This is a genomic window from Solirubrobacter deserti (genome assembly GCF_027587175.1).
GTDB lineage: Bacteria > Actinomycetota > Thermoleophilia > Solirubrobacterales > Solirubrobacteraceae > Solirubrobacter > Solirubrobacter deserti.
The window spans coordinates 147009-164075 of the sequence record NZ_JAPCID010000006.1; the positions used below are offsets into that span (position 1 = coordinate 147009).

19 protein-coding genes are annotated in these 17067 nt (G+C 72.2%); 10 read left to right on the top strand and 9 right to left on the bottom strand.

Going from position 1 to position 17067, the window contains the following annotated elements; genetic code table 11:
• The first annotated feature begins 17 nt into the window (after positions 1 to 17).
• Entirely contained in the window at positions 18 to 821 is an 804-nt protein-coding gene (locus OJ962_RS05075; protein WP_202953729.1) for a DsbA family oxidoreductase, read from the top strand.
• Here the strand turns inward: OJ962_RS05075 and OJ962_RS05080 are convergent.
• From OJ962_RS05080 to OJ962_RS05090, 3 genes are read right to left on the bottom strand one after another with little or no spacing between them, the layout of a single operon-like run.
• Positions 806 to 1624, bottom strand: coding sequence for a low temperature requirement protein A (locus OJ962_RS05080; RefSeq protein WP_202953730.1), 819 nt, complete (start codon positions 1622 to 1624; stop codon positions 806 to 808). The genes OJ962_RS05075 and OJ962_RS05080 overlap by 16 nt on opposite strands.
• Before the next feature lie 30 nt (positions 1625 to 1654).
• Positions 1655 to 2212 (bottom strand): VOC family protein, encoded by a 558-nt coding sequence (locus OJ962_RS05085; RefSeq protein WP_202953731.1) that lies wholly within the window; start codon positions 2210 to 2212, stop codon positions 1655 to 1657.
• 43 nt (positions 2213 to 2255) lie between these two features.
• Positions 2256 to 4214: an amidase gene (locus tag OJ962_RS05090; protein ID WP_202953732.1), complete on the bottom strand. Its 1959-nt coding sequence runs from the start codon at positions 4212 to 4214 to the stop codon at positions 2256 to 2258.
• Positions 4215 to 4331: 117 nt separating this feature from the next.
• On the opposite strand from OJ962_RS05090, the gene OJ962_RS05095 reads away from it, so the two are divergent.
• Positions 4332 to 4664: a TFIIB-type zinc ribbon-containing protein gene (locus OJ962_RS05095; RefSeq protein WP_202953733.1), complete on the top strand. Its 333-nt coding sequence runs from the start codon at positions 4332 to 4334 to the stop codon at positions 4662 to 4664.
• Between the two features lie 26 nt (positions 4665 to 4690).
• Complete coding sequence (locus tag OJ962_RS05100) at positions 4691 to 5539, top strand: DMT family transporter (protein WP_255525825.1); 849 nt, start codon at positions 4691 to 4693, stop codon at positions 5537 to 5539.
• Here OJ962_RS05100 and OJ962_RS05105 read toward each other — a convergent pair.
• From OJ962_RS05105 to OJ962_RS05115, 3 genes are all read right to left on the bottom strand, one after another.
• A complete protein-coding gene (locus tag OJ962_RS05105; protein ID WP_202953735.1) occupies positions 5505 to 5909 on the bottom strand; it encodes a vitamin K epoxide reductase family protein in 405 nt (134 codons plus the stop codon). The genes OJ962_RS05100 and OJ962_RS05105 overlap by 35 nt on opposite strands.
• Positions 5906 to 6649: a DsbA family protein gene (locus OJ962_RS05110; protein WP_202953736.1), complete on the bottom strand. Its 744-nt coding sequence runs from the start codon at positions 6647 to 6649 to the stop codon at positions 5906 to 5908. The genes OJ962_RS05105 and OJ962_RS05110 overlap by 4 nt, the downstream gene beginning before the upstream one ends.
• Before the next feature lie 97 nt (positions 6650 to 6746).
• Complete coding sequence (locus OJ962_RS05115; protein ID WP_202953737.1) at positions 6747 to 7274, bottom strand: hypothetical protein; 528 nt, start codon at positions 7272 to 7274, stop codon at positions 6747 to 6749.
• Positions 7275 to 7361: 87 nt separating this feature from the next.
• On the opposite strand from OJ962_RS05115, the gene OJ962_RS05120 reads away from it, so the two are divergent.
• From OJ962_RS05120 to OJ962_RS05135, 4 genes are read left to right on the top strand one after another with little or no spacing between them, the layout of a single operon-like run.
• Positions 7362 to 8135, top strand: coding sequence for a BadF/BadG/BcrA/BcrD ATPase family protein (locus OJ962_RS05120; RefSeq protein WP_202953738.1), 774 nt, complete (start codon positions 7362 to 7364; stop codon positions 8133 to 8135).
• Positions 8132 to 9010 carry an N-acetylmuramic acid 6-phosphate etherase gene (gene murQ, locus OJ962_RS05125; RefSeq protein WP_202953739.1) on the top strand — a complete coding sequence of 293 codons (879 nt, stop codon included), beginning with the start codon at positions 8132 to 8134 and terminating at the stop codon, positions 9008 to 9010. The genes OJ962_RS05120 and murQ overlap by 4 nt, the downstream gene beginning before the upstream one ends.
• Positions 9007 to 10089, top strand: a complete 1083-nt coding sequence (locus tag OJ962_RS05130; protein WP_202953740.1) for an anhydro-N-acetylmuramic acid kinase — start codon at positions 9007 to 9009, stop codon at positions 10087 to 10089. The genes murQ and OJ962_RS05130 overlap by 4 nt, the downstream gene beginning before the upstream one ends.
• On the top strand, positions 10086 to 10856 hold the full coding sequence (locus tag OJ962_RS05135) for a sulfite exporter TauE/SafE family protein (protein ID WP_202953741.1): 771 nt from the start codon (positions 10086 to 10088) through the stop codon (positions 10854 to 10856). The genes OJ962_RS05130 and OJ962_RS05135 overlap by 4 nt, the downstream gene beginning before the upstream one ends.
• On the opposite strand, the gene OJ962_RS05140 is transcribed toward OJ962_RS05135, so the two are convergent.
• On the bottom strand, positions 10761 to 12539 hold the full coding sequence (locus OJ962_RS05140) for a hypothetical protein (protein ID WP_202953742.1): 1779 nt from the start codon (positions 12537 to 12539) through the stop codon (positions 10761 to 10763). The two genes, OJ962_RS05135 and OJ962_RS05140, sit on opposite strands and share 96 nt — an antisense overlap.
• Before the next feature lie 62 nt (positions 12540 to 12601).
• Here OJ962_RS05140 and OJ962_RS05145 point away from each other — a divergent pair, with 62 nt between their 5' ends.
• From OJ962_RS05145 to OJ962_RS05155, 3 genes are read left to right on the top strand one after another with little or no spacing between them, the layout of a single operon-like run.
• On the top strand, positions 12602 to 13303 hold the full coding sequence (locus OJ962_RS05145) for a MerR family transcriptional regulator (protein WP_202953743.1): 702 nt from the start codon (positions 12602 to 12604) through the stop codon (positions 13301 to 13303).
• Positions 13304 to 13327: 24 nt separating this feature from the next.
• On the top strand, positions 13328 to 14719 hold the full coding sequence (locus OJ962_RS05150) for an MFS transporter (RefSeq protein ID WP_202953744.1): 1392 nt from the start codon (positions 13328 to 13330) through the stop codon (positions 14717 to 14719).
• Entirely contained in the window at positions 14719 to 15729 is a 1011-nt protein-coding gene (locus tag OJ962_RS05155) for an LLM class flavin-dependent oxidoreductase (RefSeq protein ID WP_202953745.1), read from the top strand. The genes OJ962_RS05150 and OJ962_RS05155 overlap by 1 nt, the downstream gene beginning before the upstream one ends.
• Positions 15730 to 16210: 481 nt before the next feature.
• Here the strand turns inward: OJ962_RS05155 and OJ962_RS05160 are convergent, their stop codons facing one another.
• Both OJ962_RS05160 and OJ962_RS05165 read right to left on the bottom strand, forming a co-directional pair.
• Positions 16211 to 16639 carry a group III truncated hemoglobin gene (locus OJ962_RS05160; RefSeq protein ID WP_238931343.1) on the bottom strand — a complete coding sequence of 143 codons (429 nt, stop codon included), beginning with the start codon at positions 16637 to 16639 and terminating at the stop codon, positions 16211 to 16213.
• 1 nt (position 16640) lies between these two features.
• Complete coding sequence (locus tag OJ962_RS05165; protein ID WP_202953747.1) at positions 16641 to 17048, bottom strand: nuclear transport factor 2 family protein; 408 nt, start codon at positions 17046 to 17048, stop codon at positions 16641 to 16643.
• Positions 17049 to 17067 lie beyond the last annotated feature (19 nt).

The following is a 17067-nucleotide window of genomic DNA, read 5'->3' on the forward strand; positions in this document are numbered from 1 at the left end:
CCGTAGTCTGCCTCACCGTGGCCATCGACATCGAACTGTTCACCGACCCGGCGTGCCCGTTCGCCTTTTCCGCCGAGCCGATGCGGCAGCGGCTGCGCTGGCACTACGGAGACGGCCTGCGCTGGCGCACGACGATGATCGTGCTCACGCTGGAACCGGGCGAGGCGGAGAAGCTGCAGTCCGGCGCGCCCGGGCTGCAGCGCAAGTACGGCATGCCGATCGACCCCGCGCCGTACCCCGAGCCGTCCTCGTCCGAGCCCGCGTGCCGGGCGGTCGTCGCCGCCCGCCTGAACGCGCCCGAGCTGGAAGAGCGGCTGCTGCGCCGGCTGCGCGTGCGGCGCATGGACGGCGGTCTGCTCGATGACCCCGAGCTGATCGCGGGCGCCGCGGCCGAAGCCGGGCTGGACCCGGACGAGCTGCGCCGCTGGTGCGACACGGCCGGGGTGGAGGACGCGCTGCGCGACGACATCGCCCGCGCGCGCCACCCCTCGGCGGCCGCCCGCGCGCTCGACCACAAGCTCGGCGGCCCTGCCCAGGAGCGCCGCTACACGGCGCCGAGCTACGAGCTCGCCAGCGGCGGTCAGACGTTCTCGCTGCCCGGCTTCAACCCGGTCGAGGCCTACGAGGCGGCGATCGCGAACCTGGACCCGCAGCTGCCGCGGCGCCCCAAGCCCGAGAACGTGACCGAGCTGCTGAAGTGGGCGGACGAGCCGCTGGCCACGGCCGAGGTCGAGCTGATCATGCAGCGCCCGTCGCGCGCGCAGCTCGCGCGCGTGGCGCAGCCGATCCCGACCGGCGCCGACTGCTACTGGAGGCTCTGAAGCATCCAGCCGTCGATCGCGCTCACGAGGTACGCGTAGAGGCCGTAGATGCCGAGGATCGCGACCCCGACCGGGATCGCGGTGGTGAGGATGGTCGCGGCGGCGCCGAGCTCTGAGTGATGCTCGATGTAGTAGGCGGCGACGTGCAGCCCGCCGCCGCCGGCGACGACCGCGGCGATGACCGGCACGTTCCCGTAGCCCCACCCGAACGACTTCTCGCGGCGCGCGTGCAGGAAGTCACCGAACGGGATCACGAAGTACGCCCACCAGAGCCCGAACGTGAGGCCGACGCCGGCGAACGCGACGACCGCCGCGGAGACGCTCCAGCCCGGCCCTTCCGGCCCGACGACCGCGCTGAGCGACGCGATAGCGCCGATGATCCCCTCGCCGAGGGCGATGATGATCAGCAGCCCGTAGCGCTCGGCGAGGTGGTGCGCGTGCCACGGCGTGCCGCCGCGGCGCGTCTCGGCGATGTACGGGCCCGTGAACTCGAGCGCGGTCAGCAGGATCACGAAGATGAACGTCACGAGGATCGACGTGTGCGCGAACACGAGGACGATCCAGCCGACCTGGGCGACCGAGATCCAGTCGTCGACGTCGAACGCCCACGAGAACCACGAGAAGTTGATCCACGCCCACGTGATCCCGAAGGCCGCGAACGTGAAGCCGATGATCCCGGCCTTCACGTGGCCATCGGCCAGGTAGTGCGCGAGCTCGTCGGCCGCCATGCCGTACGCGACGACGAAAAGCAGCTCGAGCGGCGTCGTGACGCGGTGCGTCTCGTGCGGATCGCGCCCGCCCATGCGCCGCGCGACGGTGGGCGAGCGGGCTCGTCACGTAGAGAGCGTCGGGCGCCGGGCCATCAGCTGCTCGATCGCGTCCGCGACGTGGATGCGATCGATGGCGCGGTCGCCGCGCTCGACGCGGATGGTGTGCGCGGTGAACAGCACGTCGGCGTGCGTGGTGCCGTGCGGCGGCTCGAAGCGGTAGGACGCGAGCTCGATCAGCAGGCCGAGCGGGTCCTGGAAGTAGATCGAGTCCATGAAGCCGCGGTCCTTGACGCCGCTGTGGCGGATGCCGCGCTCGTCGAGCCGCTCGACGGCCTGCGCGAACATCGCCTGGCTGAGCGCGAACGCGACGTGGTGGACGCAGCCGGGGTCCGTCGGCGTGCGGCTCGGGTCGGCTTCCCGGTCCTCCTTGGTGAAGATCGTGATCAGGCGGCCGTCGCCCGGGTCGAAGTACAGGTGGCTCTCGTCCGCGTTGTCGAGGTTGGGCTGCTCGAACACGAACGGCATCCCGAGCACGCCCTCCCAGAAGTCGATCGAGGTCTGGCGGTCGGCGCCGACGAGGGTGATGTGGTGGACGCCTTGGCTCTGGAGCTTGCGGTTCATCGGGGCCCGAAATTACCAGCGTCCACCACGGGTCACATCTTCGTCAGCGGCGGTCCAGCGGCCCGAACTCGGGCGGCGGACTGCGGTGGTGCGTCGCGGCCTCGTAGGCCGCGGCGATGTCGAACAGCGTGTGCTCGCGGAACGGCAGCGCGAGGAAGTCCACGCCCACCGGCAGCCGCGCTGGCTTCGGCGCCAGCAGCTGGCCGTCCGGCCCACGGTCGTGGACCCGGGTCGTGAAGCCGGCCGGCACGGTCAGCGCCGGGAAGCCGCGACTCGAGATCGCCGTCCAGTTCGAGCCCCGGTCGTTGACCGTCGGCTCCTGCACCGCGGTCAGCACGGCCGGCGGGATGTTCCCCGACGGGTAGACCACGGCGTCGAGGTCGAGCTCGGCGAAGCACTGGTGCACGACGGTCTGCATCGTGTGCTTGGCCTGCAGGGCGCTCGCGGTCGCCAGGGTGAGCGCGCGGTCCGCGCTCTCCAGGCTCGCCTTGCGGTTCACGAGCACCGGGTCGGTCCAGAAGTTCGCCTTGGTGATCAGGTCCGTGAGGCTCTTGATGTTGGCGTCACCACGCTCCCGGATGTAGGCGTTGAGGTTGTACCGGGCGTCGCCCGCGTCGCTGCCCGTGCCGCCGATGTTGCGGATGCTCGGGCGCCCGGCCGCGGTGTGCGGCACCTTCGAGGTGTCGAAGAACAGGTCCAGCAACGTCGCGTTGTGGTCGCCGCCCGGCGGGAACAGCGCCGGCCACTGCGGCGTGAACTGCTGGTTGAGCCACTTCGGCACGAAGCGGTCCACGCAGCTCTGGAACAGCGCACCCTTCGGGCCGGGGTCGACGACCGTGGCCCCGAGCCGGCGCAGCTCGCCGACGGCGCGGTCGACGATGTCGATCGACTCTGCGTCCGCGGGCGTGAACAGGTCCTTGTCCATGTACTCGCGGATCACGCCGATCCGGTAGCCGAACAGCCGCCGGCTGCCGGTGTAGCTCTCGTACGGGCGCTCGGGCAGCCGCCCGTTGCTGAACGCGGTGAGCTCGTCCTTGGGGTCGAACCCGGCGTAGGCGCTGAGCACGCGCGCCGTGTCCTGGACCGTTCGGCACATGGGTCCGACGCGGGTGTTGAGCCCGCGCTGGATCATGCCGTCGGCGCTGACCAGCTCCCGCGTCGGCACCAGCCCGACGACGTTGTTCCAGCGCGCGGGCTTGACGACCGAGCCCCCGGTCTCCTCGGCGATCGAGCAGGTGACCATGTTCGTGGCCACCGACACGGCCGAGCCGCCGCTGGAGCCGCCCGGGTCGCGCTCGGTGTCGTACGGGTTGCAGCCCGTCCCGCCCCAGGAGCTGCGCGCGTCGCCGCCCGCGTACTCGTCCATGTTGGCCTTGGCGAGGATGATCGCGCCGGCCGCCCGCAGGCGCGCGACGACCGTCGCGTCGTCCGGCGGCCGGTCGTTGGCCCAGAACGCGTCCGCGCCGGAGGTCGTGCGCAGGTCGAACGTGTCGTACTGGTCCTTGATCGAGAACACCGCGCCGTGCAGCGGGCCGGCGAGCCGGCCCGTGCGCGCGAACTGCTGGTCGAGCCGCGCGGCGGTCTCGAGCGCGTCCGGCATCCGGGGGTCGTTGTCGGCCGGGTCGGTCTGGCTGCGCGCCTTGCGCGCGTCGAAGCCCCAGGCGACGCGGTGCTTGGGCCGGAGGTTGAGCGTGATGAGCGCGTTGACCTTGCCCGCGTGCGGGATCATCGTGATCGGACCGAGGATGCCCTGCGGCTCGCTCACGCACGTCCCGTTGTAGGCCTTGATGCGCTCGAGATAGAGCTTGACCACGTCGGTGGTCGTCACTTGACGGCGCTGGATCGCGTGCTGGATGTCGGCGATCGTCGCTTCCTCGATCTTGAAGCCGCGCCCGCGATCCCAGTCCCAGTCGCGGTCCCCGCTTGCGTGCGCCGCTGGCGCCGCGCCCAGGCCGATGACCATCGCGAACGCGCCCGCGAAGGCCGCTCTCCGTCTCCTCATGTTCCCCCTCTGTCGTGCGGACTTCCCCGCGAGGACGCTATTCGCGGGATGCGGGGCGAACCTAGGGACCGGCGGTCGGGACCGGCTCGACCGCGCGGCGGATGTACCCTTGGCCCCATGCCGGCCCAAGGTCCTTGCCCGAACTGCAACGGGCAGCTCGTCCAGGTGGAGCGCAGCGGCGTCCACATCGACGCCTGTCGCCAGTGCCGCGGCGTCTTCCTCGACCGCGGCGAGCTCGACGAGATCCTCAAGCGCGAGCGTCAATACGTCGCGAGTGCGCACGACGACGACGAGGAGTTCTTCCGCGAGGTGTCCGGGAAGCCGCAGAAGCAGCAGAGCTACGGCATGGACGCGCAGAGCGCGATGAAGCTCTTCAAGGACTACCAGTCCCACAAGTCCCACAAGAGCAAGCACCGCAAGAAGAGCGTCCTCGACGAGCTGTTCGGCTGAGCCGCGAGCAGAACGATCTGGCGCTGCTGGCGGTCGGCGTGCTCGGCGCGTCGACGGCGCCGCCGCTGATCGCTGCGTGCGCCGCGCCCGGGCTCGCGATCGCGTTCTGGCGCACTGGAGCGGCGGCGGCCGTGCTCGCGCCGGTGCTGCTCGCGCGTGAGAAGCGGCTGACGGTGCCGCGCGGGCGCGGGCTGTGGCTCGCGCTGGCGGCGGGGCTCGCGCTGGCCTTGCACTTCGGGACGTTCATTCCGTCGCTGAGTTACACGAGTGTCGCCTCTTCGGCCGCGCTGGTGTGCACGCAGCCGATCTGGGCGGGTGTGATCGGCTGGCTTTTGGGCGAGCGGCTGCCGGGGCGCGCGTGGGCCGGCGTGGGCGTGTGCCTGCTCGGGGTGCTGGCGATCACCGGCGTGGACTTCACGGTCTCCGGGGACGCGCTGCTGGGCGACGGGCTGGCCGTCGCGGGCGGCGTCTTCGGCGGCTTCTACATCGTCATCGGCGGCTTCGCGCGGCGCCATCTGAGCACGCTCGACTACACGTTCGTGTGCTACGGGACGTGCGCCGTGTGGCTGGCCGCGGTGTGCCTGGCCGGTGGGGTCGCGCTCGGCGGGTACGCGGGCGAGGACTGGCTGCGGATCGCCGGGGTCACCGTCTTCGGCCAGCTGATCGGGCACTCGCTGTTCAACCTCGTGCTGCGCTCGATCAGCCCGACGATGGTCGCGCTCGGCGGGCTGTTCACGGTGCCGCTGGCGGCGATCATCGCGGCGGTCGCGCTGGGGGAGACGCCGCCCGCGGCGGCGATCCCGGCGATGGTGCTGCTCGTCGCCGGGACCGCCCTGGTGATCAGTGCGCGGGCGCGCGCAGCAGCCGCGTCGTAGCCAGCGCGGCGAGCAGCGCCATGCAGATCGCCGAGCCGACGCACCAGATGCAGATCGCCTCGAGCTCCCAGATCTCGACGTAGGTCAGCCAGGCGCTGAACGCGAGCCCGCACAGCGCGAGCAGTGCCGTGATCGAGCGCGTGGTCTCGGTGTCCTTGAGCAGGGAGCCGAGGATCGCGACGTAGCCGAGCAGGCCGAGCAGCGCCACCGGGACGCCGGCGAACTCGGCGTAGCTGGACTTCTGCACGGTCGCGCAGCCATGGGCGATCGCGCACACCGGCTCGCCGCCTGCGTAGTGGACGATGGTCAGGTAGGTCGCGATCGCGAGGCCGGCGACGGCCACGACGATCGCGGCGACCCGGGAGATCACAGCGCCTTCTCCAGCTCTGCGCTCACGTCACCGGCGCCGACGAGCAGGACCTTCTCCTGGCCGTCCTGGGTGATCGTGAACGTCGGCGTGGAGTCGGCGCCGATGGCCTGCGCGGCCTGGTTGGCCTTGGTCAGCGCCTGCTCGGACGCGTCCGTGTCGGCGTAGTCCAGCGCGGCGTCGGCGTCCACGCCGGCGGTGGTCGCGACGTCCCTCAGGAACTCGTCGGTCGCGTAGCCGGAGTTCTCGGTCCCCTGGTTGGCGTAGAACGTCTCGACGAAGCTCCACAGCTTGTTCTGCTGCTGCGCGCCGGCTGCGACGCGGGCCGACTTCACCGAGTCCGGGCCGAGGAAATGCATCGTGCGCAGTTCCAGCTTGACCTTGCCGGTCTTGACGTAGTCGTTGATGAGGGCGGGCAGCGCCGTCTTGGACGCCTCGGCGCACACGGGGCACTGCAGGTCGACGTACTCGGTGACCGTCACGGGGGCGTTCGGGTCGCCGAGGACGCCGTTGCGCTCGGGCACGCCGTCCACGACGGTGCTGCGGACGAGGTCGCCCGACGGCGCCGCGTCGGAGTTCGAGTTAGTGGAGACGAGGGCGGCGACGACGATCACCGCGATCGCCGCGGCCAGCGCCGCGCCGAGGATCGAGAAGCGGCGGCGCCGCGTGGTTCTGGCCGCTTCGGCGGCTTCGAGCGCCAGCCGGTGGGCACGGGCCTGTTCGCGCAGTTCGCGCTTGGTCATGGTGATGCTCCTTCAAGTTCGCGTGGGAGGACTGCCGCGCGGCGTCCTCACGCGCGGCGGCGGCGTCTCCTGAAGGGGCCCGGCCCCTTCAGGTCGGCTACGCGAACGCGGGTGGAGCGCGGCCCCGCGTGAAGCGGGCGGGGCGGACGAGCGGCGGCGCGGCGAGGCGCGCGCCCTGAACGAGGAGCTCGTCGATCCGGACGACCAGCTGCGGGGCCCGGAGGCTGAAAGCGCGGCGGACGGTCCTGAGCGCGAGCGCGAGCAACGCCCCCGCGGCGGCCCCGAAGCCGAGGATCGGCAACCAGCCGCCGCCGACCAGGGCGCCCGTGTCGAGCGCGTCGGCGATCAACGCCTGGCCGCCCAGCGCGGCCCACAGGCCGGCGGTGGCGACGAACCACAGCGAGCTGCGGCCCCTGGCCAGCCGGCCGACCAGCGCCGCGATGCCCAGCATGTAGGTGAGCATCAGCAGGACGCCGACGGTGCCGAGGCTGCCGCTCGACGCGGCGTCCAGGCAGCTCTGCGCGCCGGGTGGGCAGATGAACGAGACGCGCGCCTGATCCAGGCCCACCGCCAGCAGCGGCACGAGCACGAGGGCTCGGAGCATGAGCGGCAGGCGGGAGATCACAGGCGTAATGTCGGCACCGTTTCTGCACCGCACCTAAAAGCTCTGCTCGTCGACGGTGGCCAGAGCGGCTGCCGCGTCGCGCTGCGTGTGCGCGGCGAGGTCGTCGCGCGCGAGTTGCTGCCGGGCTTCGCCCGTGCGGGCCGCGACTGGGCGCCGCTGCACGAGCTCGTCGCGCGGCACCAGCCGGACGTGGTGGCGGCGGGCCTGACGGGCTACGACGGCGCCGATCTCGGCGTCCCGATGCTCGTGACCAACGACGCGGTCACCGCGCACCTCGGCGCGCTCGGCGGCGAGCCGGGCGCCGTGATCGTCGCGGGCACCGGCGCGATCGCGCTGGCCGCCGGCGATGACGGGTGGGCCCGCGCGGACGGCTGGGGCGCGCTGCTCGGCGACGACGGCGGCGGCTTCTGGATCGCCCGCCGGTCGCTCGCGCTCGCGCTGCGCGCACACGACGGCCGCGGCGGGAGCGAGACGCTGCGCGCGGCCGCCGAGGCGCGGTTCGGGTCGCTCACAGAGATCGCGCGGGCCGTGTACGACGCGCCCGACCCGGTGACGACGGTCGCCGCGTTCACGCGCGACGTGATCGACCTGGCCCGCGGGGGAGACGCCGACGCCACCGCGATCCTCGCCGCGGCCGGGGAAGAGCTCGCGCGGACGGTGAGCGCCGCGCTCGACCGCGCGCCCTCGTGCCCGCAGCGCGTGTCATGGTCCGGCGGTGTGTTCGCCGCCGGCGATCTCGTCCTGGACTCGTTGCGCGCGCGTCTCGACGCGGAACTCGTCCCGCCGCTCGGCGACGGGCTCGACGGCGCGGCGCGGTTGCTCGACCGCCCGAGGCGGTTTCGCGCTTTGATCCACGGATGACGCGGCTCGGACATCTCTCGACGGAAGCGGCGCGGCCCGAGCGGGCCGAGATCGACCGGTTGCCGACCGGCGAGCTCGTGCGGCTGATGAACGAGGACGACCAGGCCGTCGCGCTCGCGGTCGCGGAGGCGCGCGCCCAGATCGCTGCGGCGATCGACGCGATCGTGCCGCGGCTGCAACGCGGCGGCCGGCTGGTCTATGTCGGCGCGGGCACGGCCGGGCGGCTCGGCGTGCTGGACGCGAGTGAGTGCGGGCCGACGTTCAACTCCGACCAGGTGGTCGGGTTCATCGCGGGCGGCGCGGGCGCCGTCAGCACCGCGACGGAGGCCGCCGAGGACGACGCCCACGCGGGCGCCGGCCTCCCGCTCAGCGCCGGCGACGCCGTCGTCGGGATCTCCGCGTCCGGCCGCACGCCCTATGTCCTCGGCGCGCTCGAGCACGCCGATGCCATCGGCGCGACCACGATCGCGCTCGTGTGCAACCCGGACACGCCGCTCGCGCGGGCCGCGCAGCACGCGATCGAGGTCGTCGTCGGCCCCGAGTTCATCGCGGGCTCCACGCGCCTGAAGGCCGGCACGGCGCAGAAGCTCGTGCTCAACATGCTGTCCACGCTGGCGATGGTCCGGCTCGGGAAGACCTACGGGAACCTGATGGTCGACGTGCGGGTCACCAACGAGAAGCTGCGCGACCGGGCGACGCGGATCGTCGAGCAGGTCACGGGCGCGCCGCGCGAGCAGGCCGTGCGCGCGCTCGCGCAGGCGGGCGACGACGCGAAGGTCGCGTCCGTGATGCTGCGCGTGGGCGTCTCGGCCGGCGAGGCGCGCGAGCGGTTGACCGCCGCCGACGGCCACCTGCGCAGGGCGCTGGGCGAATGAGGGTCGTCGGGATCATGTCCGGCACGTCGCTGGACGCGATCGATGCCGCGGTCGCGGACATCACGCTGGAGGGCGAAACCGTCGCTCTGCACCCGCTCGGCAGCGTCCGGGCGCTCTACGACGACGACCTGCGCGAGGGGATCGTGGCCGCGCTCCCGCCCGCGCGCACGACGATGGAGGCGGTGTGCCGGCTGGACACGCGCATCGGGCAGGCGTTCGCGGAGGTCGCCGTGGCCGCCATCGAGCTGGCCGGTCCGGTCGACCTGATCGCGTCCCATGGCCAGACGCTGTTCCATTGGGTCGAGGACGGTGCCGCGAAGGGCACGCTGCAACTGGGCCAGCCCGCCTGGATCGCCGAGCGCACGCGCGTGCCGGTCATCAGCGACTTCCGCGCCCGCGACATCGCCGCCGGCGGCCAGGGCGCCCCGCTCGTCGCGCTGCTGGACACGCTGCTGCTCGCGGGCCGCCCCGGCCGGCCCGCCGCGCTCAACCTGGGCGGGATCGCGAACCTCACCGTCCCGCCGCTCGCGTTCGACACCGGCCCCGGCAACGCGCTGCTCGACGCCGTCGCGCCCCCGTACGACGAGGGCGGCGCCCGCGCGGCCGCGGGCACGGTCATCCGCGAGCTGCTCGACCGCCTGCTTGCCGACCCCTACTACGCGCGCCCCGCGCCCAAGTCCACCGGCAAGGAGCACTTCAACCTCGCCTATCTCGGCGACCTGTCCGCCTACGCGACCGACGACGTCCTCGCCACGCTCACCGAGCTGACCGCGCGCACGGTCCTCGACGCGGCGCGCGAGCACGGGGCGACGGAGCTGATCGTGAGCGGCGGCGGCGTCCACAACGCCACGCTGCTGGCCCGCCTGGCCGCAGCGCTGCCGACGACCACGAGCGACACGCTCGGCCTCCCCGCGCAGGACAAGGAGGCGTACGCGTTCGCGCTGCTCGGCTTCCTCACCATCCACGGCCTCCCGGGCACGCTCGCGCGCACCACCGGCGCCCGCCGCCCCGCCATCCTCGGCTCGATCACGCCCGGGCTCGAGACCGGCCCGGCCCCGAAGCGGCTCGCGATCATGTGATCGGGCTCGCGGTCGTCCTCGGGCTGGCGATCGGAATGATCGTCGGCGCGGTCGGTGGGGGAGGCGCGATCCTCGCCCTGCCGGTGCTCGTCTACGTGCTCGGCGAGCCGGTCGGCCCCGCGTCCACCGCGAGCCTGGTGGTCGTCAGCCTCGCCGCCGCGATCGGCGCCGGCTCGCTCGCCCGCCACGGCCGCGTGTGCTGGCGGCTCGCGTTCACGTTCGCCGCGCCCGCCGCGCTCGGCTCGATCCTCGGCACCGCCGCCAGCCACGAGATCGGAGGGGACGCGCTGATCCTCGCCTTCGTGCCGGTGATGGCGCTCGCCGCCGTGCTCACGTGGAAGCGTGCGGGGGAGAGCGGCGACGAAGGCGAGTGCCCGGACCCGCCGCGCTCGCGCACGCTGCTCGCCGGCCTGCTGGTCGGCGTGCTCACGGGCTTCTTCGGCGTCGGCGGCGGCTTCGTGATCGTCCCCGTGTTGAGCGTGTGGCTCGGCACCCCGTTCCGGCGCGCGGTTGCGACCTCGCTCGTGATCATCGCGCTGACCGGCGTCGTCGCGCTGGCCAGCCACCTCGCGGCGGGCTCGCGTCCCGACCTCGCCGTGACGGGCACGCTGTCGGCCGCGACCGGCGCGGGCGCGCTGCTCGGCACGCTGTTCGCCGAGCGCGTCCCGCAGTCACTGTTGCGGCGCGGGTTCGCGGTGCTGGTGGGCGCGGTGGCGCTGGCGTTGCTGATCGACGTGCTCGCGCTCGGGGGTCCGCCCGGCCGTTGAGACGCGGTGCACGCCCCACACGAGCGCGACCAGGAACGCCAGCGCGATGGCCAGCACGACGCCGTAGCCCGTGCCCCACAGCCAGCCGGCGACGTCGGTCTTGCGCTCTCGCTGAAGCAGCTGCTGCTCGGGCCCGAAGTCACGTGTGATCTCCGGCCGCACCGGGATCTCGTGCACCGGGATCGCCGGATCGGCGGGCAGGTACACCGGCAGCGCGCTCAGCGTCCGGCCCGAGTGCAGGCGGATCATCGTCTTCCAGTCGCCGTCGAGTGGGATCGGCTGCGTCGTGCGGTACTCGCCCGGAGCGACCTGCTCCAGCCGGTCGACGACCAGCCCGCCGCCCTGCCAGGAGGTGCTCGTGAACCAGTTCGCGTCCTGCGGGTCGGCGCGCACGATCAGGTGATCGCCCTGCACCAGCACGGTCCCGCGCAGGCCTTGCGTCCCGTTCGACCACAGCCCGTAGGCGGTGAGGGCGAAGATCGCCGCGGCGCTCGCGAGGGCCGCCCCGCGCAGCGAAGACGTGCGGTCAAGCGCCAGGCGCGAGCCCACCCACGCGCCGACGCAGGACGCGGCCACGGCCATGATCAGGCCCGCGATCAGCCCTTCGGGAAACAGCGCGGCGGGCCACGGCAGCGGCATGAAGACGTGCGTCCAGGCCCATTCGGCGGCGAGCCCGACCGTGCCCAGCAGCGCGCCGGCGGCGAGTGCGAGCGGCAGCGGCTGCTTCACCCGCAGCGCGACCAGCTCGACGATCAGCGCCTCGACCAGGAACAGCGGGAAGTAGGGCGTCGGCTCGCCCAGCACCGGGCCGACGAGCAGGGCCATGATCCCGCGCATCGCCAGAAAGAACACGGCGGCGCCGAGCGCCGCGCCGCGGCCGAGCCAGATCCGCGCCGCGAGCAGCGACACGCCCGCGGCGAGCATGATCAGCATCGGCTGGAAGACCATCCGGAACTGCGGGACACCGAAGTCGAACTCGGCCTGGAAGGTGGAGAGGCCGAGCAGGAACGCGCCCGGCAGCGAGATGCGGCGCAGGAAGCCGACCCACGTCGGCGCCGAGCGGGTCGCGCCACCCGCCTCGACGAACAGCACCGCGAGCCCGATCAGCGTCATCGCGGCGCCGCCGATCAGCATCAGGTGCGTCGGCCCCCACAGCGTCACGTCCTGCCCGAACAGCCGGTGCCAGACGTCGTCGAGCGGGAAGCCGATCAGCGCGAACGTGCCCGCGGACGCGATCAGCACGCCGCCCAGGGGCGCGTACCAGCCCGGCGCGACCTTCACCGCCACGCGCGACGGCTTCTCCAGCGGCAGGCACATCGACAGAAAGCCCGACGCGAACACGCCGAACAGCCCCGCGAGGATGAAGTAGTGCGCGATGTTGGCCAGCGGACCCTCATCGCGGCCCTGCGCGATGTGCAGGGAGATGTCCCACAGCATCCCGAACAGCGCCGTGATCAGCGACACGACGATCATCGCGGACGGGATCGCCAGCCACGCGGGGAGGCCGGAGACGCGTTCGGAGTAGCGCGCCCAGCGTCCGAGCAGCGCGACCTTTCCGCTCCGATGGCCCATCCCCAGCCACAGCAGCACGACGGTGACGATCCCGGCGGCGCCCGTCGCGATCGCGACCTGGTCCAGCGCGGCGCCGCCCGCGGGCTTGGCCTGGGCGATGAGCTCGAACATGCCGGCGAATGTATCGTCGTTTGACGTCACGTTCTGTGACGTCCGATACCCTCGAACGTGTGATGACGATCGACGAGTTGGCCCGCGAGACCGGTCTGACGGTCCGCAACGTCCGTTCGCATCACGCGCGCGGGCTGCTTCCGCCGCCCGAGGTGCGCGGGCGCACGGGTTACTACGGGCCCGAGCACGTCGAGCGGCTGCGGCTCATCCAGGAGCTGCAGGCCGAGGGGATGAAGCTGAGCGGGATCAAGCGCCTGCTCGGCGACCCGGGGGAGCGGCTGCTCGCGCTCAAACGCGCGTCGCTCGAGACGCCCGAGGAGTCCGAGGTGGTCACGGCGGCCGACCTCGGGCAGCGACTTCGCCTCACCGAGAAGGACGACCCGCGCCAGCTGATCGAGAAGGCGACCAAGCTCGGTCTCCTGCATCCGCTCGGCGAAGGCCACTACGAGGTGCCGTCGCCGGCGCTGCTCGCCGCGGCCGAGCAGGTGGTCACGCGCGGCGTGAGCCTCGGTCACGCGTTGGACATGCTCGAGAGCGTCGTTCGTCACTCGCGCGCGGTGTCCAAGGAGTTCGTGAAGCTGTTCACCGACGACGTGATCAAGCCGTACGCCGAGGAGGAACGCTGGGACGAGCTGGCGGAGTCGATCCAGGCCTCGCGCCCGCTCGCCGCCCAGGCGCTGCTCGCGGTCTTCCGCCGGACCATGGACGAGGAGGTCGAGGCCGCGTTCTCAGACCTCGCTCATCGGATGGCCTCGAAGCGCTGACGCGGCGTAAGTAAGCTGCCCGGCGTGAACGCCGCACCGTCGCAGCGGCCGACCCCGGTTCTCCTCACGCTCACCGGCGCCGGTATCGCCTTCGCCCTCTCGCAGACCCTGGTCGTCCCGGCGCTGCCGGCGCTGGCCCAGGAGTTCGAGGCCTCGCCCTCCGCCGTCAGCTGGGTGCTGACCGGCTTTCTCGTCAGCGCGTCGATCGCGACGCCGATCGCCGGCAAGCTCGGCGACCTCTACGGCAAGGGTCGTGTGCTGACCGCGATCATGGTCATCTTCGCGATCGGCGCGGTGATCAACGCGCTCGCGCCGTCGGTCGAGGTGCTGATCGCGGGGCGCGTGCTCCAGGGGGTCGCGGGCGGCGTGTTCCCGCTCGCGTTCGGGATCATCCGCGACACGTTCCCGCGCGATCAGGTCGCCACCGGCATCGCGATCATCAGCGCGGTGTTCGGGATCGGCGGCGGCATCGGGTTGCCGCTGTCCGGTCTGATCGTCGACCACCTGAACCTGGACTGGCTGTTCTGGATCAGCTTGATCGCGCTGCCGGTGGCGTACCTGGTGCACCGCTTCGTGCCGCCCTCGCCGCCCGTGGAGAACGCGAAGGTGGACTGGCTCGGGGCGGTGGTGTTGAGCTTGGGGCTGGCCGCGATCCTGCTGGGCGTCTCGCAGGCGGGCGAGTGGGGGTGGGGCTCGGCGGAGAACGTCGGCTCGATTCTCGGCGGCCTCGCACTGATCGGCGTGTTCGTGTGGATCGAGACGCGCGTGCGCCAGCCGCTGATCGACATGGCGGTGCTGCGCAAGCCCGCGGTCGCGTTCACGAACCTGACCGGCTTCCTGGTCGGCGTCGCGATGTTCTCGAGCTTCCTCACGTTCCCGCAGTTCGCGCAGGCGCCGGAGAGCACGGGCTACGGGTTCGGCTTCAGCGTGACCGCGGCCGGCTTCCTGATGCTGCCGACCGCGCTCGCGCAGCTCGCCGCCGGACCGCCCGCGGCGAAGCTCGGCGAGAGGATCGGCTTCCGCTCGGTGCTCACACTCGGTGCGATCCTCATCACGCTCTCGTTCCTGATCAACACGTTCGCGCACGAGCACCCGTGGGAGCTCGTGATCGGCGGCATGCTGATGGGCGTAGGCATCACGTTCGGCTTCGCCGCGATGGCGAACCTGATCGTGGACGCGGTCCCGCAGTCCGAGGTCGGCATCGCGACCGGCATCAACACCGTCATGCGGACGGTCGGCGGCTCCTTCGGCGCCGCGATCGTGACCGCGATCCTCACCTCCGGCACGACCCCGCTGCCGAGCGAGGACCTGTACACGACCGCGTTCGCGTTCTCGGCCGTGGCGGGCTTCATCGCGGTGCTCGCTTCGCTGCTGATCCCGCGGGGGCCGCGCATGCAGCCCGCTCCCGCCACCTGATGGAGCTCGGCATCTACACGTTCGGTGAGCGCACGGACCCGGCGGTCACCGTCCAGCAGCGGATGGCGAACCTGCTCGAGGAGATCGCGCTGGCCGACGAGGTCGGGCTGGACGTGTTCGGCGTGGGGGAGCACCACCGACCCGACTTCACGGTGTCTTCTCCCGCCGTGGTGCTCGCGGCCGCGGCGGCGCGCACGCAGCGCATCCGGCTCACCTCGGCCGTGTCCGTGCTGTCCTCGGATGACCCGGTGCGGGTGTTCCAGGACTTCGCGACGCTCGACCTGCTGTCCGGCGGACGCGCCGAAATCATGGCCGGGCGCGGCTCGTTCATCGAGTCCTTCCCGCTGTTCGGCTACTCGCTCGACGACTACGACGAGCTGTTCGCCGAGCACCTCGCGCTGTTGCTGGAGCTGCGCTCGAACGAGGTCGTGCACTGGCAGGGCGAGCACCGTCCGTCGATCGACGGCCGCGGCGTCTATCCGCGCCCCGTCCAGGACCCGCTGCCCGTCTGGGTCGCGGTCGGCGGCACACCGCAGTCGGTCGCGCGGGCCGGCGCCCTGGGTCTTCCGATGGCGCTGGCGATCATCGGCGGCCAGCCCGCCCGCTTCGGCCCGTTCGCCGAGCTGCACCGCCAGGTCGCGGAGGAGTACTGCCACGAGCGGCCTTTGTTGAGCATCAACTCGCACGGCTTCATCGCCGACGACACGCAGACCGCGCTCGATGTGGCATTCCCGGCGCACAAGACCGTCATGGACCAGATCGGCCGCGAGCGCGGCTGGCCGCCCATGACCCGCGCCCAGTTCGAGGCGGGCGCCACCCTCGAGGGCCACAACGTCGTCGGCTCACCCGAGGCCGTGATCGAGAAGATCCTCTACCAGCACAAGCTCTTCCAGCACGACCGCTTCCTGCTCCAGCTGTCGGTCGGCTCGATCCCGCACGACGCCATGCTGCGCGCGATCGAGCTCTACGGCACGGTCGTCGCCCCCGCGGTGCGCGAAGCCTTGACGTAGTTGGCACACAGTTGTTGCGGAGCGTGCGTAGATCCGCAACGCGGTGTCGCGCGATGCTCCGCGCTATGCCACGCGAGCGTTCACGAACCCGGCGAAACCTCGAGTTGGTGAACGCTCGCGTGGCGAACGTCGCGGCCGGCTCTGGGGGCTGCTCGAACCCACCGGCCGTCACCCTGACGTGGTCGCGCCGACGGTCAAGCGTCACGAGGGCATCAACACGCACCGGGCCGCCGAGTTCGCGACCACCACCCGCAGGGGCATCCCGGTCACCACGCCCGCGCAGACGATCGTCCACCTGTCCGCCGTAGCGAGCTTCGAGACGCTGCGCCGGGCGGTCAATCAGGCCCCTCACGCTCCGCCTCCTCACGGTGCGCGATCTCGTCACGCACGGGCATCGCGGCGCGAAGAAGCTGCGAGCCGTGCTCGCGACCGCGGCGCCGACCCGTTCGGAGAACGCGGCCGGGCCGGATGATCGCGCGCGTCAGCGCGGGCCGTGCTGCGTGACGGCGAAGCCGCCGCCCGCCGGGGCGGGCGCACCCATCGTCTCGATCCGGCCGTAGAAGGCGCGGGCGACGCGGGTCGCGTGATGCTTGGCGTAGCCGGCACGCGGGCCCTCGAACAGCTCGTCGACGGTGGTCGTCCACAGGACGAGCCAGCGCTCGAAGTGGCCGGCGCGTAGCGGGCTCTTCATGTGCAACTGGGCGTGCGGGGCGAACGCGCCGCCGCGGTAGCTCTGGGCGCCGAGCAGGATCGTCTCCCAGAAGGAGGTGATCTCCGGCACGTGCGCCTCGAGGTCGAGCTCTGCGACGTCGGTGAAGAGGTAGCCGATCATCGGGTCCGACATGGCGCGGCCGTAGAAGGCGCGCACCAGCCGCTCGACGTCTGCGCGTGTCTCGATGTCGGGCTTCAAATCACAAGTCGCCGAGATCGGCGGCCTTGACCGACGTGGCGAGACCGTCGGCGACCTTCCACGTCCACACGGCCGCGCGCTGCACGTCCAGGCCCTGGCGGCGGCCGGTGATGTGTCCCATGACGATGACGGAGCCGGGCACGGCGCGATAGTCCTCCACGTGCAGGACGAGCTCCTCCCACAGGCGGTCGACGTCGGCGAGGTACTCGCGCAGGCCGTCGTGGCCGCGGTAGGGCTCGGTGCGGCCGGCCAGGCGCGCGGTGCCCTCCAGGAACAGCTCGGCGTTCTCGCTGAAGCCGGCCAGCATGGCGTCCAGATCGCGGCGCTCGAAGGCGTCGTAGAGCGCGCGGACAACCTCGATCTCGTCCACGAGGCCGGCCGGGTTGCCGTAGTAGTCGGGGCGCGCCACCGCCTAGAGCTTAGGCAGT

Excerpts from the sequence above, each read along its gene's own strand:
- OJ962_RS05085 (WP_202953731.1), bottom strand. The coding sequence starts at position 2,212 with ATGAACCGCAAGCTCCAGAGCCAAGGCGTCCACCACATCACCCTCGTC.
- OJ962_RS05145 (WP_202953743.1), top strand. The coding sequence starts at position 12,602 with ATGACGATCGACGAGTTGGCCCGCGAGACCGGTCTGACGGTCCGCAAC.
- murQ (WP_202953739.1), top strand. The coding sequence starts at position 8,132 with ATGACGCGGCTCGGACATCTCTCGACGGAAGCGGCGCGGCCCGAGCGG.
- OJ962_RS05110 (WP_202953736.1), bottom strand. The coding sequence starts at position 6,649 with ATGACCAAGCGCGAACTGCGCGAACAGGCCCGTGCCCACCGGCTGGCG.
- OJ962_RS05130 (WP_202953740.1), top strand. The coding sequence starts at position 9,007 with ATGAGGGTCGTCGGGATCATGTCCGGCACGTCGCTGGACGCGATCGAT.
- OJ962_RS05155 (WP_202953745.1), top strand. The coding sequence starts at position 14,719 with ATGGAGCTCGGCATCTACACGTTCGGTGAGCGCACGGACCCGGCGGTC.
- OJ962_RS05080 (WP_202953730.1), bottom strand. The coding sequence starts at position 1,624 with ATGGGCGGGCGCGATCCGCACGAGACGCACCGCGTCACGACGCCGCTC.
- OJ962_RS05090 (WP_202953732.1), bottom strand. The coding sequence starts at position 4,214 with ATGAGGAGACGGAGAGCGGCCTTCGCGGGCGCGTTCGCGATGGTCATC.
- OJ962_RS05140 (WP_202953742.1), bottom strand. The coding sequence starts at position 12,539 with ATGTTCGAGCTCATCGCCCAGGCCAAGCCCGCGGGCGGCGCCGCGCTG.
- OJ962_RS05095 (WP_202953733.1), top strand. The coding sequence starts at position 4,332 with ATGCCGGCCCAAGGTCCTTGCCCGAACTGCAACGGGCAGCTCGTCCAG.